Below are 24,928 nucleotides of genomic sequence, written 5' to 3'. Positions count from 1 at the left end.
TCCCACCCCTGTGCCTCGTGTGCCGTCGGTCGACTGATCGACGATTGTGCACCACGTCCCGGGGCGGGAAGCGCTCGATGTCACCGGATCGGGCGGTGCACGTTCTCCTTCGCGCTCGGGCCGGGGGTGGTGTCGGCGATCCAGGGGCCGTCGCCGGAGGCGTCGATGATGCCGTCCTCCAGCCACGCGTACGTGCCCGTGAGGACGCCCTTGACGACCGTGCGGTCCAGGTCGTCGGTGTTGTTCCACAGGCGGCCGAAGAGTTCCTCGACGCGCAGCCGGGACTGGCGGCAGAAGGCGTCCGCGAGCTGGTAGGCCTCGCGGCCGTTGCGGCCCTCGGAGCGCAGCAGCTCGGCGCGCACGCAGGCGGCGCTCATCGCGAAGAGTTCGGCGCCGATGTCGACGATCCGGCCGAGGAAGCCCTGCTTGGACTCCATGCGGCCCTGCCAGCGGGACATGCCGTAGAAGGTGGAGCGGGCGAGCTTGCGGGCGGTGCGTTCGACGTAGCGCAGGTGCGGGGAGAGGTCGACCTCGCGCTTGAACTCGGCGTAGGCGGTGGGCAGCTGGCCCGGTCCGGCGATCAGCTTCGGCAGCCACTTGGCGTAGAAGACGCCGGCGTTGGCGCCCGCCTTCGCCTTGTCGGACAGGGACTTTCCGGGGTCGATGAGGTCGCCCGCGACCGACAGGTGGGCGTCGACGGCCTCCCGCGCGATCAGCAGGTGCATGATCTCCGTCGAGCCCTCGAAGATGCGGTTGATACGCAGGTCGCGCAGCAGCTGCTCGGCGGGGACCGCGCGTTCGCCGCGGGCGCGCAGGGACTCGGCGGTCTCGAAGCCGCGGCCGCCGCGGATCTGGACGAGTTCGTCGGCCATCAGCCACGCCATCTCGGAGGCGTACAGCTTGGCCAGCGCGCCCTCGATGCGGATGTCGTTGCGGTCCTCGTCGGCCATCTGGGAGGCGAGGTCGGTGACGGCCTCCAGGGCGAAGGTGGTGGCCGCGATGAAGGAGATCTTCGCGCCGACCGCCTCGTGCTGGGCGACGGGCTTGCCCCACTGTTCGCGGGCCGCCGACCACTCGCGGGCGATCTTCAGGCACCATTTGCCGGCGGCGACGCAGGAGGCGGGCAGGGACAGCCGGCCGGTGTTCAGGGTGGTCAGGGCGATCTTCAGGCCCTGGCCCTCCTCGCCGATGCGGTGCGCGGCGGGGACGCGGACCCGGTGGAAGCGGGTGACGCCGTTCTCGATGCCGCGCAGGCCCATGAAGGCGTTGCGGTTCTCGACGGTGATGCCGGGCGAGTCGGCCTCCACGACGAAGGCCGTGATGCCGCCCTTGTGGCCCTCGCCGCGCGGCACCCGGGCCATGACGACGAGCAGGTCGGCGACCACCCCGTTGGTGGTCCACAGCTTCACCCCGTCGAGGACGTACTCGTCCCCGTCGGGCACGGCGGTGGTGGCGAGCCGGGCCGGGTCGGAGCCGACGTCGGGCTCGGTGAGCAGGAAGGCGCTGATGTCGGTGCGGGCGCAGCGCGGCAGGAACGTCTCCTTCTGTTCCTGGGTGCCGAACATCTTCAGCGGCTGGGGCACGCCGATCGACTGGTGCGCGGACAGCAGCACGCCGATCGCGGGGGACGCCGAGCCGGCCAGGGCGAGCGCCTTGTTGTAGTACACCTGGGTGAGGCCGAGCCCGCCGTACTTGGGGTCGATCTTCATGCCGAGGGCGCCGAGCTCCTTGAGGCCGTCGATGACCTCGTCGGGGATGCGGGCCTCGCGCTCGATGCGGGCCGCGTCGACCCGGGTCTCGACGAAGTCGCGCAGTTTGGCGAGGAAGGCCTCGCCGCGCTGGACGGCGTCGTCGGCGGGGAGCGGGTGCGGGTGGATGAGGTCGAGCCGGAAGCGGCCGAGGAACAGCTCCTTGGCGAAGCTGGGCTTGCGCCAGTGCTGTTCCCGGGCGGCCTCCGCCACCTCGCGGGCCTCGCGCTCGCTGACGGCGGGCCGGGAGGGCGGTGGGGTGGCGGGAGAGGAGGAGGGAGTGGTGGGGGCGGACATGAGGGTCACCTCGCCGCGAAGAGGGATGTTCGGGGACCGTTCGTTACCGACCAGTGCTACTGGATCGTTGGTACCCGAAAGCGGACGTCCCCACCAGTCCTCGCGCGTCCGTTCAGCCGATGCCGGTACCTTCGGGGCGCGGGAGGCAGAGACGGCCGACCGTCCTCCGGAAGGATTCGTCGAAGCGCTTCGACGCCCCTACGTGGACAGTCGCCACCGAGGAGAGCTAGGGTCGAAGGACCCAGAATCACCCTGTGCACCCTAGCGCTGTCGAAGCGCTTCACATCGCCATGTCGCTTGGAGAGCCGGATGGTCACCCTCGCCGAGGTCGCCCAGCACGCCGGAGTGTCGGCGAGCACGGTGAGTTATGTCCTCAGCGGCAAGCGGTCCATCTCCGCGACCACCCGGCAGCGCGTCGAGGAGAGCATCCGGGAGCTGGGCTACCACCCCAACGCCGGGGCGCGCGCCCTGGCCAGCAGCCGCTCGAACATCATCGCGCTGATGATCCCGCTGCGCACCGACATGTACGTGCCGGTGATGATGGAGATCGCCATCGCGGTCGCCACCACCGCCCGCACCCACGGCTACGACGTGCTGCTGCTCACCGGTGAGGAGGGCCCCGACGCGGTGCGCCGGGTCACCGGCAGCGGGCTCGCCGACGCGATGATCCTGATGGACGTCCAGCTGGAGGACGAGCGGCTCCCGCTGCTGCGCGGCAGCGGACAGCCGAGCGTCCTGATCGGCCTGCCCGCCGACACCACCGGGCTGACCTGCGTCGACCTGGACTGGAGCGCGACCGGAGCGCTGTGCGTGGAGCACCTCGCGGCACTCGGCCACCGTGACATCGCTGCCATCGGCGAGGCCCCGGCCGTCTACGAACGGCACACCGGCTTCGCCGAGCGCACCCTGGACGGGCTGCGCTCGCGCGCCCGCGACCTGGGCCTGCGCGTGCTGCACCGGCCCAGCGAGGGCGGGTACGACGCGATGGCCGCCACGCTCGCCCGGATCTTCGACGAGCGGCCCCGCACCTCGGGGTTCGTCGTGCAGAACGAGGCGGCGGTGGAGCCGCTGCTCGCCCTGCTGCGCCAGCAGGGCCGTGCCGTGCCGGAGGACGTGTCGGTGGTGGCCATCTGCCCCGAGCAGGTCGCCACGCAGGGCTCGGTGCGGCTGACGACCGTCGCCGTGCCGGCGCAGGAGATGGGACGCAACGCCGTACAGCAGCTGATGGCCGAGCTGGACGGCCGTGGCGGCGACGACGTCGTGCTGATCGCGCCGGAGCTGACGGTGCGGGCGAGTTCGGGCCCCGCGCCGTCCTGAACCGCCGCTCACCGCGAGGTCGTCCGGGACGAAGTCCGGGCCGCCGGACGGCGACGTGATCCGCAGCCGAACGGGACCGTTCGGCGGGTACGACAACGGCCCGAGCTCCCGCACAGTGAGCTCGGGCCGTTGGCCTTGGGGGGGTCGGTCAGAGGGCGATGCCCGTCAGGACCAGGACCCGCTCGTAGGTGTAGTCGTCCATGGCGAACCGGACGCCCTCGCGGCCCACGCCGGACTGCTTGACGCCGCCGTACGGCATCTGGTCGGCGCGGTAGGACGGGACGTCGCCGATGACGACGCCGCCGACCTCGAGGGCGCGGTGGGCACGGAAGGCGGTCTGCACGTCGTGCGTGAAGATGCCCGCCTGGAGGCCGAACTTGGAGGTGTTGACCGCGGCGAACGCCTCGGCCTCGCCCTCGACCTTCTGCACGGTGAGGACCGGCCCGAAGACCTCCTCGCAGGCGATCGTGACGTCGGCCGGGACCTCGGCGAGGACGGTCGGCGCGTAGGAGGCGCCGTCGCGCTTGCCGCCGGCGAGCAGCTTCGCGCCGGCCGCCACGGCCTCGTCGACCCAGGACTCGACGCGCTGGGCGGCGGCCTCGCTGACCAGCGGGCCGACGTCCACCGTGTCGTCGGACGGGTCGCCGGTGACCTGCGCCTCGACGGCCGCGACGATGCGCGGGAGCAGACGGTCGTACACCGACGCGTCGGCGATCACGCGCTGCACCGAGATGCAGGACTGGCCGCCCTGGTAGTTGGAGAAGGTCGCGATGCGGGTCGCGGCCCAGTCCAGGTCCTCGTCGCTCGCCCAGTCGCCGAGCACGACGGCCGCGCCGTTGCCGCCCAGCTCCAGGGTGCAGTGCTTGCGCGGCACCGAGTCCATGATCGCGTAGCCGACCGTGTCGGAGCCGGTGAAGGAGATGACCGGCAGGCGCTCGTCCTTGACCAGGGCGGGCATGCGGTCGTTCGGGACGGTCAGGACCGACCAGGAGCCGGCCGGCAGGTCGGTCTCGGCCAGCAGCTCGCCGAGGATCAGGCCGGACAGCGGGGTGGCCGGGGCCGGCTTGAGGATGATCGGGGCGCCGGCGGCGATCGCGGGGGCGACCTTGTGGGCGCACAGGTTCAGCGGGAAGTTGAACGGCGCGATGCCGAGCACGACGCCCTTCGGGAAGCGGCGGGTGATCGCCAGACGGCCCTGGCCGCCGGCGTCGGTGTCGAGGCGCTGGCCGTCGCCGCCGTTGAAGCGGCGGGCCTCCTCGGCCGCGAAGCGGAACACGGACACGGCACGGCCGACCTCGCCGCGGGCCCACTTGATCGGCTTGCCGTTCTCCGCGGAGATCAGCTGGGCGATCTCCTCGGTGCGCTCGACGAGCCGCTTGCTGACGTGGTCCAGGGCCGCGGCGCGTACGTGCGCCGGGGTGGCGGCGAACTCGTCCCGTACGGCGTACGCGGCGGCCACGGCCTCCTCGACCTGCTCCTCGGTGGGCACGGCGACCGTGCCGACGAGCCGGCCGTCCCACGGGGAGGTGACGTCGAAGGTGTCGTCGCCGGTGGCCTGGCGGCCGGCGAGCCAGAAGGCGTGGGTGGAAGTCATGTGCGAGTCCCGGCCCTTCCGCGTAGGAGGTGTGCGTGCTTTCGAGACCACGGTAGGGCCGGGGCCGACGGGGGTCGTTTGTCCGACCCGTAGCAGTCGGCGGCGACCGTACGCCGCTTTGGCGTACGACTATTCGGCGGATGTCGCCGTCAGCTACTCGCTGGATGTTGCCTTCAGCTACTCGCTGGAGGTCGCCTTCAGCTACTCGCTGGAGGTCGCCTTCAGCGCCAGCCACAGCTCCATGCGGGCGTCCGGGTCGTCCAGGGAGCGGCCGAGGATCTCCTCCACGCGGCGCATCCGGTAGCGCAGGGTGTGCCGGTGCACGCCCAGGTCGGCGGCGGCCGCGTCCCACTGCCCGTGCCGCGACAGCCACGCCCGCAGGGAGGCCACGAGGTCGCCGCGGCCCGTCGCGTCGTGCTCGTGCAGCGCCCGCAGCAGGCCGTCGGCGAACGCCTTGACCGCGTCGTCGGCGAGCAGCGGCAGCACCGAACCGGACGCCAGATGTTCGTGCTCGACGCACACCCGGCCGCGCCGGCGGGCCACCGACAGCGCCTGTTCGGCCTGCTTGTACGCGGCGGCGGCCGCGATCGGACCGGAGGGCGCGGACAGGCCCACGATCAGCTCGTCCTCCTCGCCGCCGGACTGCTCGTGCAGCTCCGTGGTGCGTCCCGCCTCCAGGGCCGCCGCGTAGGCCGTGCAGGCGGCGACCGCGGCGCCGCCGTCGCCGGCGAGCACCACGAGCCGCTCCCCGTCGGGGACGACGAGCACGGCCTCCCCGGCGCGGGCGGCGGCGGCCTCGACGGTCTCCGCGAGGCCGCCGAGCGGGTCGCCCGAGGAGTCGACGGCGGCCGCGGGCCCGGCGGGCGCCGGTTTCGTCGCCGTCACGTGCGCGTGGGCGTCGGCGTGCGCCCGGGCGGCGGAGGCGGACGCCGACTCGGCGACGATCATCCGGAACGGCGCGTCCAGCAGCGTCCCGTACAGATCCCCGGCGACGGCGCGCGCGTGGTCCGGCTCCCCGGCGAGCAGCATGCGCAGTACGGCGGCGCCGACCCGCTGCTCGGCGGCGTGCAGCGAGCGGGAGCGCTCGGTGGTGAGGGTGAGCAGGGCGATCGCGGAGTGGACGGCGTAGCGCTCGGCGGTGCCGAGGGTGGCGGCGGTGCCGACGGCGAGGGCGGCGCGGGGGCGGCGGCCGGTGCCGATGGAGTGCAGTTCGACGCGGTCCTCGTGGTCCGGGCCGCCGACCACGGAGGAGGCGGGGGCGGGCCGCTCGCGCAGCCGCTCCACGTCGGCGGTGAGCCGCGCCGCCCGCCGTACCGCCCAGTCGGGTGCGGTGGCGACCACGGCGCCGGAGGCGTCGTACAGCGCCGCCCAGCCGTCGACCTGCGCGGCGAGCGCGGCGAGCAGCCCCTCGGGACCGGAGTTCAGCGCCTGTTTCGTCAATTCGCGCTGGGCGGCGAAGCCGGCGGTGACGGCACGGTACTGGTCGGCGGCGATCGCGGCGGACACGGCCTTGCTGATCGCGAGGAAGGGGGTGCGGCGGGGCACCTCCAGCAGTGGCAGGCCCTCCTCGGCGCAGGCGTCGACCAGGGCCTTCGGGGTCTCGTCGTAGTTGACTCCGACCGCGAAGCCGAGGCCGACCACGCCCGCGCCGGCCAGTCGCCGCACGTACCGCCGCATCATCTCGGGTTCCTCGGCGTCCAGCTTCAGCGCGGTGATCAGCAGCAGCTCCCCGCCCTCCATGTACGGGACAGGGTCGGCGAGCTCGCTGACGTGCGCCCAGCGCACGGGCACGTCCAGGCGGTCCTCGCCCGCCCGCACGGTCAGCTTGAGCGCCGAGTGGTGGACGAGGGAGGCGAGCGTGAGGGGCATGGGACCTTCAGGTCTGCGGCAGGTCTGCGGGCGTGGTGTGAACCGAAGAGGTGATCGGTGTGATCGGTGTGATCGGTGTGATCCATGCGATCGGTGTGATCGCTGTGATCCTTTGGCCGCCACGTATGAACGACCTATGTCGATTCTGCCTCACCGTACGGTCGCCGCGCGCCGCGCTGCCCGGAGATCCGGTCAGCCGCGCAGGTCCACCAGCAGCGGCGGCGCGTGCTCGCCGGCAACCGTGGTCAGCGACAGCACCGCGTGCCCCGGCGGCACCGAGTGCGCCAGCTCGGACGCGGACCACCGCTCCCGCTCGACCTGGCGGACGGTGACCGCCTCCGTGGTGACGGCCTTGCCGGTGACCAGTTTGCGCAGCGCGTGCAGCGCGCGGGTCATGGGCTGGTCGGCGAAGACGGTGTGCTGGGCGACGTCCCGGGTCTCCACCCACTCGGTGCCCCATGCCCCGGCGAAGCGGCTGCCGTCCCAGGTGCTGACCCCCGACAGGGCCATACGGCAGCCGACGGCGGCGTACAGCGGCCCGTGGAGCGCCTCGGGCACGTCGGCGACGGTGCGCAGCGTGAGGACCACCCCGGCGTTCTGCGAGCGCAGCCGCTGGACACGGCGGACGGACTCGGCGGTGACGGCGCCGGTGGCGTCGTCGAGGACGAGGCAGGCGAAGTGGTCGCGGCCGCTCTCCCGGGCGACGGCCGCGAACTGGGCGAGGACCAGCCGGGTCAGCAGCCGGGCGGCCTCCTCGTGACCGTGCTCGGGCAGGTCGATGCGCACACGCAGCGGGTGGTGGGCGAGGGCGCGCAGCGAGAACGGCCGGATCGTGTCGCCGCCGGCGCCGCCCGCGCGGTGGCCCGCGCCGAAGAACTCCGCGAACACCGGCCGGTCCAGCAGGGCGAGCCGGTCGGCGAGCGCGAGGCCGGGGTCGCCGGGGGTGCCGGACTGGCGGACCCGGGCGTCCAGCTCGCGCCGCATCACCGCGTGCCGCTCCTCGGCGAGGGCCGCGCGCAGGTCGGTGAGCGGCGCGTTCTCCCCGGCGAGCAGTTCGCGCAGCACGGGCAGGGTGGGGAAGGCGCCGTACGCCGCCTGCCAGGGGCCGAGCAGCTGGGCGAGCGCGGTCACGGCGCGCTGGGCGCCGACGGTGTCGAGGTCGCCGGCGAGGGCCTCGGCGAGCAGGGCGGCGGCCTCGTCGGGGTCGGTGGTGCCGGCGTACGGGTCGAGGTCGTGCACGGAGGCGGGGTCGCCGATGCGGACCACCACGTCGAAGGAGGCGTCGGGTCCGCATCCGGCGCCGACCGCGACGACGGCACACTGCCCGGTCAGCGCCTGCAGGGCGAGGGACTCGACGAGCGGCGCGATCACCTGCCGGGTCTTGCCGGCGCCGGAGGGGCCGACGACCAGCAGGGAGGTGCCGAGGGCGGCCGGGTCGAGGGCGGCTCCGGCGTCGCCGTAGGCGAGGGGGGTGCGTTCCCCGGCGACCCAGCGGCCGATGCGCACCTGCCCGGCGCGCAGGTCGTGCCGGGCGGTGCGGGCGGGCAGGTCGCGGGCGCCGGAGGGGTGGGTGAGCGCGGCGGAGCCGTGGCGCAGGACGGCGTCGGTGAACTCGGCGAGGCGGCCCCGGCCGCGGGCGCGGGTCCAGGCGTGCTCCAGCCGGGCGCAGTCCACGTCGTTCATCCGCCCGGCGAGCACGTCGGCGGTGAGCAGATCGGCGGCCTGGTACTGACCGGCCTCGCGCAGGGCGGGCCACTGGGTCGGCGGCAGGGTCCTGTCCGGTACGGCGTCGGTCGGCGCCTCCCGGCGGGCGGCGACCAGCTCCTTCGCGTACGGCAGCCATGCGCCGAGGCGGGCGAACGGCCACACCACGAGCGCGGTGATGACCGCGTACAGCAGATCGGTCACCCAGGGCGAGGCGAAGACGTCGTAGCCGCCGGTGACCAGGGCGACCAGGGAGAACGCGGGGCCCACGACGGGCAGCGCGTCCCAGCCGACGCCGGGGAAGGCGCTGGGGAAGACGAAGCTCAGGGTGACCAGGGCGCACAGCAGCGCGAGCAGGGCGCGGGCGGGCTGCGGGCGGCGGGCCACCACGTGCCGGACGACGCCGGGCCAGCTGCCGAGCCGGCCCATGGCGTAGACGAGCACGCCGAAGAAGACGCCGCCGTAGACGACGGTGGCCTCGGCGCCCTGCCAGCCCTTGGGGGAGGCGAAGGTGCCGCCCCACCACCAGTCGTCGGGGGTGACCAGGCGCAGCAGGCTCCACTGGTAGGGGACGCTGCCGTGCCGCCACAGCGACCACAGCAGCAGTCCCACGACCAGCGGGACGGCCACGCCGACGAGGGTGACGGGGGCGAGCCGCTCACGGCCGGGTCCGCCGTCGGGCCGGCGGTAGCCGAGCCGCCAGATCCCGGGCTCGGCGTCCGGGCGCGGCGCGTCCAGCCACTCGGCGACGGAGGACGCGGGGGCCTGACCCGGCGCCTGACCCGGCACGGCGGCCTGGCCGGGCGCGTGCGCCGGCCGCGGCGGCACCCCGGGCGCCCCGAGAGCCCCGGGCGCCCCGGATGGCCCTGGAGCGGCTCCCGGCACCTGCGGTGGCCCCGCCGGGCGCGGCACGGGGTTGGCGTGGATGCCTGGCCGGGTGCCCGGCTGGGCACCCGGCCCGGTGCCCCGCGCCTCGTGCGTCCCGTCGCTCTCCATCGACCCTGCCCCCTGACCAGCCGTTCCGTCGACCACTAGCGAGCCAATCTAACGCCCCTACCAAGGGAGTTCACCGAATGCGCGGCCGGTCCCGCACCGCGGGAGCGTCACCGGCCGCCCTCACCTCTATATCCATCGCGGACAACGGGCATCCCCGACAACGCCCACATGGAGCATGCCCGCCCCTCCTCCCCCGTCTTAGCCTGCGAGAAAAGAAGGCAAGCATCCGCAAAACCCCCAGGAGCCCCGCATGACCGCACTTCCGCAGGAGCGCCGCGTCGTCACCGCCATCCCCGGTCCGAAGTCGCAGGAGCTTCAGGCCCGCCGTCTCGCCGCGGTCGCGCAGGGCGTGGGCTCCACGCTGCCGGTGTTCGTCACGCGCGCCGGCGGCGGCGTCATCGAGGACGTCGACGGCAACAGCCTGATCGACTTCGGCTCCGGCATCGCCGTGACCTCCGTCGGCGCCTCCGCCGAGGCCGTGGTGCGCCGCGCCTCCGCGCAGCTCGCCGACTTCACCCACACCTGTTTCATGGTCACCCCCTACGAGGGCTACGTGGCCGTCGCCGAGGCGCTGGCCGAGCTCACGCCGGGTGACCACGCGAAGAAGTCGGCCCTGTTCAACTCGGGCGCCGAGGCCGTCGAGAACGCCGTCAAGATCGCCCGTGCGTACACCAAGCGCCAGGCCGTCGTCGTCTTCGACCACGGCTACCACGGCCGCACCAACCTCACGATGGCGCTGACGGCGAAGAACATGCCGTACAAGAACGGCTTCGGCCCGTTCGCGCCCGAGGTCTACCGCGTCCCGGTCGCCTACGGCTACCGCTGGCCCACCGGTGCGGAGAACTGCGGCCCCGAGGCCGCCAAGCAGGCCATCGAGCAGATCACCAAGCAGGTCGGCGCGGACAACGTGGCCGCGATCATCATCGAGCCGGTGCTCGGTGAGGGCGGCTTCATCGAGCCGGCCAAGGGCTTCCTGCCGGAGATCGTGAAGTTCGCCAACGACAACGGCATCGTCTTCGTCGCCGACGAGATCCAGTCCGGCTTCTGCCGCACCGGCCAGTGGTTCGCCTGCGAGGACGAGGGCATCGTCCCGGACCTGATCACCACCGCCAAGGGCATCGCCGGCGGTCTGCCGCTGGCCGCGGTGACCGGCCGCGCCGAGATCATGGACGCCGCGCACGCGGGCGGCCTGGGCGGCACCTACGGCGGCAACCCGGTGGCCTGCGCCGGTGCGCTCGGCGCCATCGAGACGATGAAGGAGCTGGACCTCAACGCCAAGGCGAAGAACATCGAGGCGATCATGAAGTCGCGCCTCGCCGCCATGGCCGAGAAGTTCGACGTCATCGGTGACATCCGCGGCCGTGGCGCCATGATCGCCATCGAACTGGTCAAGGACCGCGACACCAAGGAGCCGAACGCCGAGGCCGCCGCCGCCCTGGCCAAGGCCTGCCACCAGGAGGGTCTGCTGGTCCTGACCTGCGGCACCTACGGCAACGTGCTGCGATTCCTGCCGCCGCTGGTCATCGGCGACGACCTGCTCAACGAGGGCCTCGACATCATCGAGCAGGCCTTCACCCGCATCTGATTCCGGACGTGCGCGCGCACGGCGTACGCACGTCCGGCAGCCCTGCGGCAGAGGGTGTGAAGAACGTGTGCGAGGTGGATGACAGGAGGACGTTCCTGCTGTTCCCCGCGCATCCGCTGCCGTAGGTTCTCACCAGATGAGAGATACACCCCCACCCACAGGGGACTGTGGGTGATCTCAGGCCGAGGCCTCCCCAGCTTCGACCTGGTCGTGCCCTCGCGCACACACGGAGCCCTACGGCTCCGGATCTCCTCACCGATCGGACGGTCGCCCGCCCCAAACCCCCCGGGGCGCGCGACGTTCCGGTCAGTTCGGCCGCCCCGGAACCACCCCCCCTGTTCCGGGGCGGCCGGCCTCCTTCTCTCCCCGGCCCGCCGTCCGCTGACGGATCATGGGCCCCATGCTTCTGCTGCTCCTGCCGGTCCTGCTCTTCGCCCTGATCACCTGGCAGGTCGTCACCGACGGCCCGCTGCTGACGGTGGACGAGCGCCTCAGCGGCGTCATCGTGCACCCGGGCCGCTTCTGGGAGCTGCTCTCCGACCTCGGCAACGTCGAGGTCGCGGTGCCGGTGCTGGCCCTGGCACTGGCGTACGCCGCCCTGCGCGGCCGGTCCGCCGGACTGGACCGCTGGTGGCTCCCGCCGGCCGCGGCGGCGCTCACCATGACGCTGGTCCCGGCTCTGGTCGTCCCCCTGAAGGACTGGACCGCCCGCCCCGCCACCCCGGTGATGCCACCGGCCGTCGGCTACTACCCCTCCGGTCACACGGCGACGGCTCTGGTGGCGTACGGCGCCGCCACCCTGCTCCTGCTGCCCTGGCTCGCCTCCCCCACCGCGCGCCGCGTCACCGTCGCCGGGTGCGCGCTCCTCGCCCTGGCGGTGTCCACCGGCCTGCTGGTCCGGGGCTATCACTGGCCGCTGGACGTGGTGGCCAGCTGGTGCCTGGCCACCGTCCTGCTGGCGGGCCTGTGGCGCGTGATCAGCCGAAGTAGCCGTCGAACGTGCGCTGGAACTCCCCGCCGCCGAAGCGGTCCCAGTTGATCGACCAGGTCATCAGGCCGCGCAGCGACGGCCAGGTGCCGTGGGGGGCGTAGGAGCCGCAATTGGTCTTCTTCGTCAGGCAGTCCAGGGCCTTGGTGACCTCGGCGGGGGCGACGTAGCCGTTGCCGGCGTTGGTGGAGGCCGGCATGCCGATGGCGATCTGGTCGGGGCGCAGGGGCGGGAAGACGCGGGTGGGGTCACCGGCGACGGGGAAGCCGGTGAGCAGCATGTCGGTCATCGCGATGTGGAAGTCCGCGCCGCCCATGGAGTGGTACTGGTTGTCCAGGCCCATGATCGGGCCCGAGTTGTAGTCCTGGACGTGCAGCAGGGTCAGGTCGTCGCGCAGGGCGTGGATCACCGGCAGATACGCCCCGCAGCGCGGGTCCTGGCCGCCCCACTTGCCGGTGCCGTAGTACTGGTAGCCGTTCTGCACGAAGAAGGTTTCCGGGGCCATCGTCAGCACGAACTTCGCGCCGTACTTCGCCTTCAGGGTCTTCAGCGCCGAGATCAGGTTGACGATCACCGGGGTCGTCGGGTTGCGGAAGTCGGTGTCGTCGGTGTTCAGGGACAGGGAGTGGCCCTCGAAGTCGACGTCGAGGCCGTCGAGGCCGTAGGTGTCGATGATCTTCGAGACGGACGTGACGAAGGTGTCGCGGGCCGCTGTCGTCGTCAGCTGGACCTGGCCGTTCTGGCCGCCGATGGAGATGAGGACCTTCTTGCCGGCCGCCTGCTTGGCCTTGATCGCCGCCTTGAAGTCGGCGTCGGATTCGGCGGTCGGGCACTGGGTGAGGGGGCAGCGGGTGAAGCGGATGTCCCCGGAGGTGACCGAGGTGGGCTCGCCGAAGGCCAGGTCGATGACGTCCCAGCTGACGGGGACGTCGGCCAGGCGGGTGTAGCCGGCGCCGTTGGCGAAACTCGCGTGGAGGTAGCCCACCAGGGCGTGCGCGGGGAGGTCGCCGCTGCCGCCGCCCGTCGCGGCGCCGGTCGTCGCCGTCACGGCCGCCGACTTCGCGGACTCGCCCGCGCTGTTGAGCGCGGTGACCTGGAAGGCGTACGACGTCGAGGGCGCGAGGCCCGTCACGGTGGCCGTCGTGCCGGTCACCGTCCGGTCCTTCGTGCCGTCGCGGTAGACGGCGTATCCCGTGGCGCCCGGCACCGCCGGCCAGGACAGGGCGACGCTGGTGGAGGTGACGGCGCCGGTCGTCAGGCCGGCGGGAGCGGCGGGGGGCTGTGCACTGGTGCCGCCGGGGCCGGTGAGCGTGAGGTCGTCGGCCTGGTAGGCGCCGGTGCCGTACCAGCCGTGGGTGTAGATCGTGACCGAGGCCGTGGCGGCGCCGGTGCGGAAGGCGGTGGTGAGCTGCTGCCAGTCGGGGGCGGACTGGGTCCAGGTGGAGACGTCGGTGGTGCCGGTGCCGCTCGCGCCGAGGTAGACGTAGGAGCCGCGGACGTAACCGGACAGCGTGTACTGGGCGTTCGGCTGCACGGCCACCGTCTGGGCGCACTGGGCGTTGTCGTTGCCGGCCGGGGTGGCCTGCAGGGCGTGACTGCCGCTGTGCACCGGTGAGGTGACGCTCTGTCCGGCGGGGCAGGTCCAGCCGTCGAGGCCGGATTCGAAGCCGCCGTTCACGGTGAGGTTCGCGTCGGCCGCACGGGCGGCCGACGAGAGCGCGGTGATGCCGGGAACGGTCAGGACGGCGGCCGTGATCAGGACGGCCAGGGGTCTGGTGCGGTCCACAAGTGCCTCCGGGCATGGGGGAAGTGGAGGGGTGGAGCGCGCCAACTTGGTCCAGACCAATCCCGTTGTCAAGGCTTCCGGCGGGTCACCCCTGCTCGCCCCCGGCCGCCAGGCCCGCCGCCGCCTCGTGCATCGCCAGCTCCAGCAGCGCCGGGTCGGTCAGCGTGCCGGAGCCGTCCGGCTGGAGCAGCCAGCGGACCGCACCGGTGGACCGGCCCGGGTAGGGCACCACGATCCAGGTGCCGAACCCGGCGCCGCGGATGCCGGTGCCGACCCAGCGCGCGGCGGTCCCCGGCGGCACGAAGAAGCCCATGCGGTTCTCGCCGAAGTCGGCCAGGACCGGGCCCGGCCGGTCGAGGATGCGGGTGAGGACGTCGAGCGTCGGATAGCCGAGGTCGCCCGGCAGGATCAGCACGTCCCAGGCCCGGCCGGCGGGCAGCAGCGCGATCCCGAGCGGATTGCGCTCCCACTCCCAGCGGCAGGCCTCGGGGTCCGGCGCCGCCGATGCCAGCCACTCCACCGCCGTCTTCGCCCCTGCCATGAGAAGACCTCCCTGCCTCGCACACCTGCCACGACGCGGTGCGCGTCGCGGACGTCACGAGTTCAGAGGGAGGTCCCCCGAGGAGCATTACGCGGGTTCCGGCAACCCGTTGGAGTGATCCGGGTCACGTGACGGGGTCAGCTGTCGAAGCCCAGGCCCAGTTTGTCCATGGTGCGCAGCCACAGGTTGCGGCGGCCGCCGTGAGCGTCCGCGCGGGCCAGGGACCACTTGGTGAGGGCGATGCCGGTCCAGGCGAACGGCTCCGGCGGGAACGGCAGCGGCTTCTTGCGGACCATCTCCAGCGCGGTGCGCTCGGTGCGCTCCCCCGCCAGCAGGTCCAGCATCACGTCCGCGCCGAACCGCGTCGCGCCGACGCCGAGGCCCGTGAAGCCGGCCGCGTAGGCCACCCGGCCCTGGTGGGCGGTGCCGAAGAACGCCGAGAAGCGCGAGCAGGTGTCGATGGCGCCGCCCCACGCGTGCGTGAACCGCACGCCCTCCAGCTGCGGGAAGCAGGTGAAGAAGTGCCCGGCGAGCTTGGCGTAGGTCTCCGGGCGGTCGTCGTACTCGGCCCGCACCCGGCCGCCGTAGGGGTAGATCGCGTCGTAACCGCCCCACAGGATCCGGTTGTCGGCGGACAGCCGGAAGTAGTGGAACTGGTTCGCCGAGTCCCCGAGGCCCTGCCGGTTCTCCCAGCCGATCGACTTCAGCTGTTCGGCCGTCAGCGGCTCGGTCATCAGCGCGTAGTCGTACACGGGGACGGTGTACGACCGCACCCGCTTGACCAGGCTCGGGAAGATGTTCGTGCCGAGCGCCACCTGCCGGGCGCGGACCTGGCCGTACGGCGTGCGTACGGCCATGCCCGCGCCGTACGCCTTCAGCGTGAGGGCGGGGGTGTGCTCGTGGACGCGCACGCCGAGGTCGAGGCAGGCGCGCTTGAGACCCCAGGCGAGCTTGGCCGGGTTCAGCATCGCCACGCCCCGGCGGTCCCACAGGCCCGCCTCGAACGTCGGTGAGTTCACCTGTGCGCGCACCGCGTCGGCGTCCAGGAACTCGATGCCCTCGGCGAGCCCCTTGGCCTGCAGCTCGTCGTACCAGTCGCGCAGTTCCCGCGCCTGGTACGGCTCGGTCGCCACGTCGATCTCGCCGGTGCGCTCGAAGTCGCAGTCGATGGAGTAGCGGGCGACGGCCCGCTCGATCTCGTCGAGGTTGCGCCGGCCCAGCTCCTCCAGCGTGTGGATCTCGTCCGGCCAGCGGGTCAGCCCGTTGGGCAGGCCGTGGGTCAGGGAGGCGGCGCAGAAGCCGCCGTTGCGGCCGGAGGCGGCCCAGCCCACCTCACGGCCTTCGAGCAGGACCACGTCCCGCTGCGGGTCGCGCTCCTTGGCGATCAGCGCGGTCCACAGTCCGCTGTACCCGCCGCCCACGACCAGCAGGTCGCAGGTGTCGGCGGTGGTCAGCGCGGGCTCGGGGCGCGGCCTGCCGGGGTCGTCCAGCCAGTACGGCACCGGCTGCGCTTCGGAAAGAGACTCTGTCCAACGGCTCATGGCGCTTGGGGCCATGATTTCAACTCCCTACGAGGGTACGGCGAAAGGGTGCTCGCGCCTTACGCCTTCTGCTTGCCGCGGCGATTGCCGATCAGCATGGAGGTCAGGACCAGCAGCACGGCGACGAGGAACATCGCCGTACCGATGACATTGATCTGCACGGGCGTGCCGCGCTGCGCCGAACCCCACACGAACATGGGGAAGGTGACGGTCGAGCCCGCGTTGAAATTCGTGATGATGAAATCGTCGAAGGAGAGCGCGAAGGCGAGCAGCGCGCCCGCGGCGATTCCGGGGGCCGCGATGGGCAGGGTGACCCGCAGGAAGGTCTGCGCGGGACCGGCGTACAGATCCCGGGCGGCCTCCTCCAGGCGCGGGTCCATCGACATCACGCGCGCCTTGACCGCGGTGACGACGAAGCTGAGGCAGAACATGATGTGCGCGATCAGGATCGTCCAGAAGCCCAGCGGCGCGCCCATGTTGAGGAACAGGGTGAGCAGCGAGGCCGCCATGACGACCTCGGGCATCGCCATCGGCAGGAAGATCAGCGAGTTGACCACACCCCGGGCGCGGAAGCGGTAGCGCACCAGCGCGAAGGCGATCATCGTGCCGAGCAGGGTGGCGCCGATCGTCGCCCACACCGCGATCTGCAGGCTGATGCCGAGCGAGCCGCACATGTCGGCGACGCCGCACGGGTCCTTCCAGGCGTCCGTGGAGAACTGCTGCCACTGGTAGTTGAAGCGGCCCTTCGGTTTGTTGAAGGAGAACACCGTGACGACGATGTTCGGCAGCAGCAGATAGGCGAGCGTGATCAGGCCCGCGATGACGACGAGCTTCTTCTTGAGCCAGTTGACGAAGGGCATTTAGACCAGATCCTCCGTCCCGGACCTGCGGATGTAGAAGGTGACCATGAGAAGGATCGCGGCCATGAGGATGAAGGACAGCGCCGCGGCCGTCGGATAGTCCAGGATTCGCAGGAACTGTGTCTGGATGACGTTGCCGATCATGCGGGTGTCGGTGGAGCCGAGCAGTTCGGCGTTGACGTAGTCGCCGGCCGCCGGGATGAAGGTGAGCAGCGTGCCGGAGACCACGCCCGGCATGGACAGCGGGAAGGTCACCTTGCGGAAGGTGGTCCACGGCCGCGCGTACAGGTCGCCGGCCGCCTCGTGCAGCCGCCCGTCGATGCGCTCCAGGGACGTGTACAGCGGCAGGATCATGAACGGCAGGAAGTTGTACGTCAGACCGCACACCACCGCGAGCGGAGTGGCCAGCACGCGGTCGCCGGCCGTCCAGCCGAGCCAGTTGGTGACGTCCAGGACGTGCAGCGTGTTCAGGGCGCCGACGACCGGGCCGCCGTCGGCGAGGATCGTCTTCCAGGCGAGGGTGCGGATGAGGAAGCTGGTGAAGAACGGCGCGATCACCAGGATCATGACCAGGTTCTTCCAGCGGCCCGCGCGGAAGGCGATCAGATACGCCAGCGGGTAGCCGAGCAGCAGGCACAGCACGGTCGCGGCGGCCGCGTAGGCGACCGAGCGCAGGAACTGCGGCCAGTACTCGGCCAGCGCGTCCCAGTAGGTGGCGAAGTGCCAGGTGACCTTGTAGCCGGTCTCCAGGGAGCCGGTCTGCACGGACGTGGAGCCCTGGTAGATCATCGGCAGCGCGAAGAAGACGATCAGCCACAGGATGCCGGGCAGCAGCAGCCAGTACGGCGTGAGACGGCCCCGCCTGCGCGGCGGCTTCTTCTGCGGTGCGGTCGGGGTGAGCGGCGGGGGCGCCTCGGTGAGCGTCGACATCAGGCCGCCGCCTCTTCCTCGGTGCCCGCGTCGCGGTCCTGGGTGGCGTCCATGCCGAAGGTGTGCGCCGGGCTCCAGTGCAGGACGACGTCGGCGCCGGGGACCAGCCGGCCGTCGCGCTCGACGTTCTGCACGTACACCGCCAGCTCGTCGCAGACCGGGCTGTCGATGACGTACTGCGTGGAGACGCCGATGAAGCTGGCGTCGGCGATCTTCCCGGTGACGCGGTTGCGGCCCTCGGGGATCGAGCCCGCGTCGTCGGCGTGCGTGAGCGCGATCTTCTCGGGGCGGATGCCGACCAGGACCTTGCCGCCGGCGGTGGCGGGCGCGGAACATCGCGCCTGCGGCAGCACCAGCTTGCCGCCGCCCGCCTTCAGGACGATGTCGTCGCCGCTCTTGGTGTCGACCTCGGCCTCGATCAGGTTGGAGGTGCCGAGGAAGTTCGCGACGAACGTGGTCCGCGGGTTCTCGTACAGGTCGCTGGGCGCGCCGAGCTGTTCGACGCGGCCGGCGTTCATCACGGCGACCGTGTCGGCCATGGTCATGGCCTCCTCCTGGTCGTGCGTGACGTGCACGAAGGTGATGCCGACCTCCATCTGGATGCGCTTGAGCTCGAGCTGCATCTGGCGGCGCAGCTTCAGGTCGAGCGCGCCGAGCGGCTCGTCCAGGAGCAGCACCTTCGGGTGGTTGATCAGCGCGCGGGCCACTGCGACGCGCTGCTGCTGGCCGCCGGAGAGCTGGTGCGGCTTCTTGCGTGCCTGCTCGCCGAGCTGGACCAGCTCCAGCATGTCCTCGACCTGCTTCTTCACGCTCTTGACGCCGCGCCGGCGCAGACCGAAGGCGACGTTCTCGAAGATGTCGAGGTGCGGGAAGAGGGCGTAGGACTGGAAGACGGTGTTGACGGGCCGCTTGTAGGGCGGCAGGTGGGTCACGTCCTGGTCGCCGAGGCGGACGGTGCCCGTGGTGGGCTCCTCCAGGCCGGCGATCATGCGCAGGGTGGTGGTCTTGCCGCAGCCGGAGGCGCCGAGCAGGGCGAAGAAGGAACCCTGCGGCACGGTCAGGTCGAGCGGCTGTACGGCGGTGAAGCCGTTGTCGTAGGTCTTGCTGATCCCGGAGAGGCGGACGTCGCCGCTGTGGTCTGTCGTCATGGTCGTCACGCCCCAGTGAGCTTCGCGAATTTCTGTTCGTAGGCGGTCTCTTCCTTCTGCGTCAGGGAGCGGAAGGGGTGAGACCTCGCCTGCATGGCCTTGTCGGGGATGATCAGCGGGTTGTTCGCCGCATCCTTGTCGATCTTCGCAAGCTCGGCCTTCACGCCGTCGACGGGACAGACGTAGTTGATGTAGGCGGCGAGCTCGGCGGCCGGCTGCGGCTCGTAGTAGTAGTCCATGAGCCGCTCGGCGTTGGTCTTGTGACGCGCCTTGTTCGGGATCAGCATCACGTCGGTCGAGGTGATGTACCCGCTGTCCGGGATGACGAAGTCGACGTCAGGGCTGTCCGCCTTCAGCTGTACGACGTCACCGGCCCAGGCCAGACAGGCGGCGAGGTCGCCCTTGGTGAGGTCGGAGGTGTAGTCGTTGCCGGTGAAGCGGCGGATCTGGCCGCTGTCCACGCCCTTCTGGAGGCGGGCGATCGCCGCGTCGAAGTCGTCGTCGGTGAACTTCGCCGGGTCCTTGCCCATGTCCAGCAGCGTCATGCCGATGCTGTCGCGCATCTCGGTGAGGAAGCCGACGCGGCCCTTGAGCTTGCGGTTGTCGAGCAGGTCGGAGACCGACTTCACCTCGACGCCGCCGAGCGCCTTCTTGTTGTAGGCGATCACCGTGGAGATGCCCTGCCAGGGGTAGGAGTACGCCCGCCCCGGGTCCCAGTCGGGATTGCGGAACTGCTGCGAGAGGTTGGCGTAGGCGTGCGGCAGGTGCGCCGGGTCCAGCTTCTGCACCCAGCCCAGGCGGATCAGGCGGGCGGCCATCCAGTCGGTGAGGACGATCAGGTCGCGGCCGGTGTCCTGGCCCGCGGCGAGCTGCGGCTGGATCTTGCCGAAGAACTCGTTGTTGTCGTTGATGTCCTCGGTGTAGCGGACCGTGATGCCGGTGCGGCGGGTGAACTCGTCGAGTGTCGGGTGGCGTTTGCCGGCGTCGTCGACGTCCATGTACTCGGTCCAGTTGGAGAAGTTGACGGTCTTCTCCTGGGCCGAGTGGTCCTCGGCGGACGTGCCGCCCGCCGTCTTGCCGGCCGCGGGGATCCCGCAGGCGCTCAGCGCCCCGAGTCCGCCGACCGCGAGCGCGCCGCCCGCGGAGGCGCGCAGCAGCGAACGGCGGGTGAGGGCGGCCCGTCCGCCCCGGAAACTGCGCCGCATGGCGGCCGCTTGGGCCGGGGTCAGGCGGTCGGGCTCGTAACTCTCCATGCGCGTGGTTGCCCTTTCGCAAGGACCGGCCGCGGGGTGCGGCCGGGTGTGGCTATCGGTCCCCGAAGACGGTGCGGTGCCAGTCCTTCCTGACGACCGCCGTGTTGTCGAACATGACGTGCTTGATCTGCGTGTACTCCTCGAACGAGTACGATGACATGTCCTTGCCGAAGCCGGACGCCTTGTAGCCGCCGTGGGGCATCTCGCTGATGATCGGGATGTGGTCGTTGATCCACACGCACCCCGCCTTGATCTCGCGTGTCGCCCGGTTCGCCCGGTACACGTCCCGGCTCCACGCGGAGGCGGCGAGGCCGTAGGGGGTGTCGTTGGCCAGCCGGATGCCTTCATCGTCGCTGTCGAACGGCAGGACGACCAACACGGGGCCGAAGATCTCCGCCTGGACGATCTCGCTGTCCTGCGGGGCGCCGGCGACCAGGGTGGGCCGGTAGTAGGCGCCCTTGGCCAGTTCCCCACCGGGCGCCTCGCCGCCGGTGACCACGCGCGCGTAGGCACGCGCCCGGTCGACGAAGCCTGCCACGCGGTCGCGCTGGGCGTGCGAGATCAGCGGTCCGAGGTCGGTGCCGGGGGCGAAGGGATCGCCGAGCCGTACCGTCTCCATCAGCGCGGCGGTCCGGGCGACGAACTCGTCGTACAGCGGGCGCTGCACGTACGCGCGCGTGGCGGCCGTGCAGTCCTGCCCGGTGTTGATGAGCGCGCCCGCGACCGCGCCGTTGACGGCCGCGTCCAGGTCGGCGTCGTCGAAGACCACGAAGGGCGCCTTGCCGCCGAGCTCCAGGTGCAGGCGCTTGACGGTGGCCGTGGCGACCTCGGCGACCCGCTTGCCGACGGCGGTGGAGCCGGTGAAGGAGGTCATCGCCACGTCCGGATGACCCACCAGACGCTCACCGGCCTCCCTCCCGGTCCCGGTGACGACGTTGATCACACCGTCGGGGATACCGGCCGCGGTGGCGGCCTCGGCGAACAGCAGCGAGGTCAGCGGGGTCAGCTCGGCGGGCTTGAGCACGATGGTGTTGCCCGCGGCGATCGCCGGGAGGATCTTCCAGGCGGCCATCTGCAACGGGTAGTTCCAGGGCGCGATGGACCCGACGACACCGATCGGCTCACGGCGGACGTACGAGGTGTGGTCGCCGGAGTACTCGCCGGCCGACTGCCCCTGCAGGTGCCGGGCGGCGCCGGCGAAGAAGGCGGCGTTGTCGACCGTCCCCGGCACGTCGAACTCGCGGCTGAGCTTGAGCGGCTTGCCGCACTGCAGGGACTCCGCGCGGGCGAAGTCCTCCGCCCGCTCGGCGAGGACCGCGGCGAAGCGGTGCAGGGCGTCGGACCGCTCGCCGGGCGTCGCGCCGGCCCAGCCGGGGAAGGCCGCGCGGGCGGCGGCCACGGCCGCGTCGACGTCGTCGGCACCGGCCAGCTCGTATGTGTAGACGTCCTCGCCGGTGGCCGGGTCGACGACCGCGTGGGTGTGGCCCGAGGTGCCCCGGGTGAAGCGTCCCGCGATGTACTGCGCGCCGTCCGCGAAACGTTCCTGTGCCGGGAATCCCGCGGACCTCTCCGGGGTGGTGCCCGGGTTGTGCATGTCGCTCTCCTCCGCCGTCGTCCCCCTGTCGTCCCATGAGGGGGGTGGGTGGCTGTCCCATGGGGGTGGGTGGCGTAGCTCCAGCTCGATTTGAGTGCCGATCCTGACAGAGGCCCGGGAGGTGGACAAGGGATTCCGTTGTTGCCTTTCGGTTACGCGACGGAATCGGTCGACCAGGTGTCGAGTGAAGCGGGAAAAGGACGGACGCAGTGTCAGTGGTGCGTGCCAGACTCCCGTGCATGACGAAGATCGATTCTCGGGAGGCCCTGGTCAGGGCGGTCCGCGCAGGGGCGAGGATCAAGTACCTCTGCTTCTGGGGACACCGGCCGCGACCCGACGGCCGCATCGGCGCGAGCTGTCTGAGCCAGTGGTGGCCGTCACCGTTCGTGGTCGACGGCGTGCGGTACGCCACGGCCGAGCACTGGATGATGGCCGGCAAGGCCAGGCTGTTCGGCGACGCGGAGGCGGAGCGGCAGGTCCTGGCCGCCGGTCATCCGTCCCAGGCGAAGAAGGCGGGGCGCCTGGTGCGCGGCTTCGACGAGGCGGTCTGGGAGCGCGAGCGGTTTGGAATCGTCGTCGAGGGCAGCGTGCACAAGTTCTCGGCCGACCCCGGGCTGCGGGAGTTCCTGCTGGACACCGGGGACCGGGTGCTGGTCGAGGCGAGCCCCGTCGACCGCGTCTGGGGCATCGGCCTGGCGGCGGACGACGAGGCGGCGACGGACCCGGAGCGGTGGCGGGGGCCGAACCTGCTGGGCTTCGCGCTGATGGAGGCGCGGGAGCGGGTGGGGCGGCTCACGTGAGCCGGTGTCAGGGCGCGAAGACCACCAGGATCAGGAAGCCGACGCCGAGGGCGATGCCGGTGGCGCCGCAGATGATGCCGGCCAGGGCCTGACCGGGGTTGGTGGCCTCTCCCCGCTTGGCCTTGCTGCGGCCGATCGCACCGAAGATCACGCCGAGGGCGCCCGCGATGACGGCCAGCGGCCACGCGCAGAAGATGACCGCGGCGATGATGCCGAGCACCAGCCCCGCCGTCCCCATGCCGTTGCTGGGCAGGGGCTGCATGCCGGGCCAGCCGTAGTAGCCGGCGGGGTATCCGTGGGCCTGCGGATCGTGGGCGCCGCCGGGGCCGGCGCTGCCCGGGTAGCCGTACCCGCCGGAGTAGCCGTACCCGCCGGAGTAGCCGTAAAGGGCCTGGCCGGGACCGCCCGGGCCGGGGTAGCCGTAAGGGGTCTGGCCGGGACCGTCCGGCGCGATGGGCGGCGGCGGGACCGGCTCACCGTGCGACGGCGACGCGACCGGGGGCGCGAAGGGGTCGGCACCGGTGGCCTGACCCGGCTGCGGCGGGGCGAAGGGGTCGGCACCGGTGGCCTGACCCGGCTGCGGCGGGGCGAAGGGGTTGGCACCCGCTGCGTGGTTGTGCGACGGCGCGGCGAAGGGGTTGCGCCCGGCGGCGTGGTCGTGTGACGACGGGGGGAACGGATTGGCACCCGCGGCGGTGTCGTGCGACGGCGCGGCGAAGGGGTTCGGCTCCGGCCAGGAGTGGGACGGCCGCGGGGTGTCCGTGCCGCCCGGGGCGGAGGCGAACGTCTGCTGGTCGTGCGGGGGCGACGGGGCGACCGGCCCGGAGGACGCGACCGTGTGCCCGGGACCGTCCGCCACGCCGGGAGCGGTCCAAGGGGCGGGCCCGCCGCCGGAATCGGACGCACCGCCGGTGGCGGGCACCTGCGAGCCGGCGGACCCGGACGTGACCCCGTCCGCAGGGCCCTTGCCGAGCGACACCTTCGGGCCCTCGCCCGGACCGGGCCGGTCCACGGTCCCGCCCTCGGGCGTCACCGGCGTCCCCGGTATACCCGGCGTCCCCGTCTCGTCGGCCATGCGTGCATCCCCCTCTGCGAACGTCACGCCATGCTACGGCCCGGTCGCGCACCCCGTCGCAAGCCCCCCGGCCGGCCCCGGCGGCGGCCGCCTACGATGAGCCCGAGTCACCGATCAGCCGATCACCGCGCCCCGGCGCCCGGCACCGCCGGCCGGGGGCGCCGTCCCGGGGAGGGCCCTTGACCGAGCATCTCGACGCAGCCGTCGCGCCCGTTCCGCGCGATCTGCACGCCTTCATCGCCGGACTGCCCAAGGCAGAACTGCACGTGCACCACGTCGGCTCAGCCTCCCCCCGCATCGTCTCCGAGCTGGCCGCCCGCCACCCCGACTCCAAGGTCCCGGCCGACCCCGAGGCGCTGGCCGACTACTTCACGTTCACGGACTTCGCCCACTTCATCGAGGTGTACCTGTCCGTCGTCGACCTGATCCGCACGCCGGAGGACGTCCGCCTGCTCACCTACGAGGTGGCCCGCGACATGGCCCGCCAGCAGGTGCGCTACGCCGAGCTGACCATCACGCCGTACTCCTCCGTGCGCCGCGGGATCGACGAGCGGGCGTTCATGGAGGCGGTCGAGGACGCGCGCAAGGCGGCCGAGGCCGAGTTCGGCACGGTGCTGCGCTGGTGCTTCGACATTCCCGGCGAGGCCGGCCTGGAGTCGGCCGAGGTGACGGCCCGGCTCGCCACGGACGACGCGGTGCGCCCCGAGGGCCTGGTCTCCTTCGGTCTCGGCGGGCCGGAGATCGGTGTGCCGCGCCCGCAGTTCAAGCCGTACTTCGACCGGGCGATCGCGGCCGGGCTGCACTCGGTGCCGCACGCCGGTGAGACCACCGGGCCCGAGACGGTGTGGGACGCGCTGACGTACCTGGGCGCGCAGCGGATCGGGCACGGCACGAGTTCCGCGCAGGACCCCAAGCTGCTCGCGCACCTGGCCGAGCACCGCGTCCCGCTGGAGGTGTGCCCGACGTCGAACATCGCCACGCGCGCGGTGGCCACGCTCGACGAGCACCCGATCAAGGAGTTCGTGCAGGCGGGCGTCCTGGTGACGATCAACTCCGACGACCCCCCGATGTTCGGCACCGACCTGAACAACGAGTACGCGGTCGCCGCCCGGCTGCTGGACCTCGACGAGCGGGGTCTGGCCGAGCTGGCGAAGAACGCCGTCGACGCCTCCTTCCTGGACGGCGTCGGCAAGACCCGTATCCGCGAGGAGATCGACACGTACACCGCGCGGTGGCTCACCACCTGACGATCACGGCACCCCCTTCGCTCGACGGGCACGGACCGACTGCCGTCACAATGGC

The 24,928-nt window shown here is 72.1% G+C and carries 18 protein-coding genes; 5 read left to right on the top strand and 13 right to left on the bottom strand.

The annotated features are described in order from the left end of the window. Nucleotides 1-80: 80 nt before the first annotated feature. Nucleotides 81-2,045: an acyl-CoA dehydrogenase family protein gene (locus AC0B9F_RS30795; protein WP_472008043.1), complete on the bottom strand. Its 1,965-nt coding sequence runs from the start codon at nucleotides 2,043-2,045 to the stop codon at nucleotides 81-83. Between the two features lie 309 nt (nucleotides 2,046-2,354). Here AC0B9F_RS30795 and AC0B9F_RS30790 point away from each other — a divergent pair, with 309 nt between their 5' ends. Continuing rightward, nucleotides 2,355-3,362 carry a LacI family DNA-binding transcriptional regulator gene (locus tag AC0B9F_RS30790; RefSeq protein WP_472008041.1) on the top strand — a complete coding sequence of 336 codons (1,008 nt, stop codon included), beginning with the start codon at nucleotides 2,355-2,357 and terminating at the stop codon, nucleotides 3,360-3,362. 148 nt (nucleotides 3,363-3,510) lie between these two features. Here AC0B9F_RS30790 and AC0B9F_RS30785 read toward each other — a convergent pair whose 3' ends face one another. The 3 genes from AC0B9F_RS30785 to AC0B9F_RS30775 all read right to left on the bottom strand — a co-directional run bounded on the left by AC0B9F_RS30785 (nucleotide 3,511) and on the right by AC0B9F_RS30775 (nucleotide 9,525). Beyond that, a complete protein-coding gene (locus tag AC0B9F_RS30785) occupies nucleotides 3,511-4,956 on the bottom strand; it encodes an aldehyde dehydrogenase family protein (RefSeq protein WP_472008040.1) in 1,446 nt (481 codons plus the stop codon). 201 nt (nucleotides 4,957-5,157) lie between these two features. Beyond that, nucleotides 5,158-6,825 carry a PucR family transcriptional regulator gene (locus tag AC0B9F_RS30780; protein WP_472008039.1) on the bottom strand — a complete coding sequence of 556 codons (1,668 nt, stop codon included), beginning with the start codon at nucleotides 6,823-6,825 and terminating at the stop codon, nucleotides 5,158-5,160. A gap of 192 nt (nucleotides 6,826-7,017) precedes the next feature. Continuing rightward, nucleotides 7,018-9,525 (bottom strand): ATP/GTP-binding protein, encoded by a 2,508-nt coding sequence (locus AC0B9F_RS30775; RefSeq protein ID WP_472008037.1) that lies wholly within the window; start codon nucleotides 9,523-9,525, stop codon nucleotides 7,018-7,020. 250 nt (nucleotides 9,526-9,775) lie between these two features. Here AC0B9F_RS30775 and gabT point away from each other — a divergent pair, with 250 nt between their 5' ends. Both gabT and AC0B9F_RS30765 read left to right on the top strand, forming a co-directional pair. Further along, complete coding sequence (gene gabT / locus AC0B9F_RS30770; protein ID WP_472008035.1) at nucleotides 9,776-11,110, top strand: 4-aminobutyrate--2-oxoglutarate transaminase; 1,335 nt, start codon at nucleotides 9,776-9,778, stop codon at nucleotides 11,108-11,110. Between the two features lie 400 nt (nucleotides 11,111-11,510). Continuing rightward, nucleotides 11,511-12,149 (top strand): phosphatase PAP2 family protein, encoded by a 639-nt coding sequence (locus AC0B9F_RS30765; RefSeq protein WP_472008033.1) that lies wholly within the window; start codon nucleotides 11,511-11,513, stop codon nucleotides 12,147-12,149. On the opposite strand, the gene AC0B9F_RS30760 is transcribed toward AC0B9F_RS30765, so the two are convergent. From AC0B9F_RS30760 to AC0B9F_RS30725, 8 genes are all read right to left on the bottom strand, one after another. Next, complete coding sequence (locus tag AC0B9F_RS30760; protein ID WP_472008031.1) at nucleotides 12,088-13,884, bottom strand: chitinase; 1,797 nt, start codon at nucleotides 13,882-13,884, stop codon at nucleotides 12,088-12,090. The genes AC0B9F_RS30765 and AC0B9F_RS30760 overlap by 62 nt on opposite strands. An 85-nt stretch (nucleotides 13,885-13,969) precedes the next feature. Further along, nucleotides 13,970-14,425: a bifunctional DNA primase/polymerase gene (locus tag AC0B9F_RS30755; RefSeq protein ID WP_472008029.1), complete on the bottom strand. Its 456-nt coding sequence runs from the start codon at nucleotides 14,423-14,425 to the stop codon at nucleotides 13,970-13,972. A gap of 137 nt (nucleotides 14,426-14,562) precedes the next feature. After that, entirely contained in the window at nucleotides 14,563-15,981 is a 1,419-nt protein-coding gene (locus tag AC0B9F_RS30750) for an NAD(P)/FAD-dependent oxidoreductase (protein WP_472008028.1), read from the bottom strand. Between the two features lie 44 nt (nucleotides 15,982-16,025). Further along, nucleotides 16,026-16,826 carry an ABC transporter permease gene (locus tag AC0B9F_RS30745; RefSeq protein ID WP_472008027.1) on the bottom strand — a complete coding sequence of 267 codons (801 nt, stop codon included), beginning with the start codon at nucleotides 16,824-16,826 and terminating at the stop codon, nucleotides 16,026-16,028. Continuing rightward, nucleotides 16,827-17,756 (bottom strand): ABC transporter permease, encoded by a 930-nt coding sequence (locus tag AC0B9F_RS30740; protein ID WP_472008025.1) that lies wholly within the window; start codon nucleotides 17,754-17,756, stop codon nucleotides 16,827-16,829. Continuing rightward, entirely contained in the window at nucleotides 17,756-18,904 is a 1,149-nt protein-coding gene (locus AC0B9F_RS30735; protein WP_472008023.1) for an ABC transporter ATP-binding protein, read from the bottom strand. Before AC0B9F_RS30735 ends, AC0B9F_RS30740 begins: the two co-directional genes overlap by 1 nt. A gap of 5 nt (nucleotides 18,905-18,909) precedes the next feature. Then, nucleotides 18,910-20,157: a polyamine ABC transporter substrate-binding protein gene (locus tag AC0B9F_RS30730; protein WP_472008022.1), complete on the bottom strand. Its 1,248-nt coding sequence runs from the start codon at nucleotides 20,155-20,157 to the stop codon at nucleotides 18,910-18,912. A 52-nt stretch (nucleotides 20,158-20,209) separates the two neighbouring features. Continuing rightward, on the bottom strand, nucleotides 20,210-21,751 hold the full coding sequence (locus AC0B9F_RS30725) for a gamma-aminobutyraldehyde dehydrogenase (protein WP_472008020.1): 1,542 nt from the start codon (nucleotides 21,749-21,751) through the stop codon (nucleotides 20,210-20,212). Between the two features lie 239 nt (nucleotides 21,752-21,990). Here AC0B9F_RS30725 and AC0B9F_RS30720 point away from each other — a divergent pair, with 239 nt between their 5' ends. Continuing rightward, nucleotides 21,991-22,551 carry an NADAR family protein gene (locus tag AC0B9F_RS30720; protein ID WP_472008018.1) on the top strand — a complete coding sequence of 187 codons (561 nt, stop codon included), beginning with the start codon at nucleotides 21,991-21,993 and terminating at the stop codon, nucleotides 22,549-22,551. A gap of 7 nt (nucleotides 22,552-22,558) precedes the next feature. Here the strand turns inward: AC0B9F_RS30720 and AC0B9F_RS30715 are convergent, their stop codons facing one another. Further along, a complete protein-coding gene (locus tag AC0B9F_RS30715; protein WP_472008016.1) occupies nucleotides 22,559-23,626 on the bottom strand; it encodes a DUF4190 domain-containing protein in 1,068 nt (355 codons plus the stop codon). A 179-nt stretch (nucleotides 23,627-23,805) separates the two neighbouring features. Here AC0B9F_RS30715 and AC0B9F_RS30710 point away from each other — a divergent pair, with 179 nt between their 5' ends. Then, the gene (locus tag AC0B9F_RS30710) at nucleotides 23,806-24,873 is read left to right on the top strand and encodes an adenosine deaminase (protein ID WP_472008015.1); all 1,068 of its coding nucleotides are present in this window, start codon (nucleotides 23,806-23,808) and stop codon (nucleotides 24,871-24,873) included. The last annotated feature ends 55 nt before the right edge of the window (nucleotides 24,874-24,928 follow it).

It is taken from the genome of Streptomyces sp. NPDC097129 (assembly GCF_055668065.1).
This window is presented reverse-complemented; position numbering and strand designations above follow the sequence as displayed.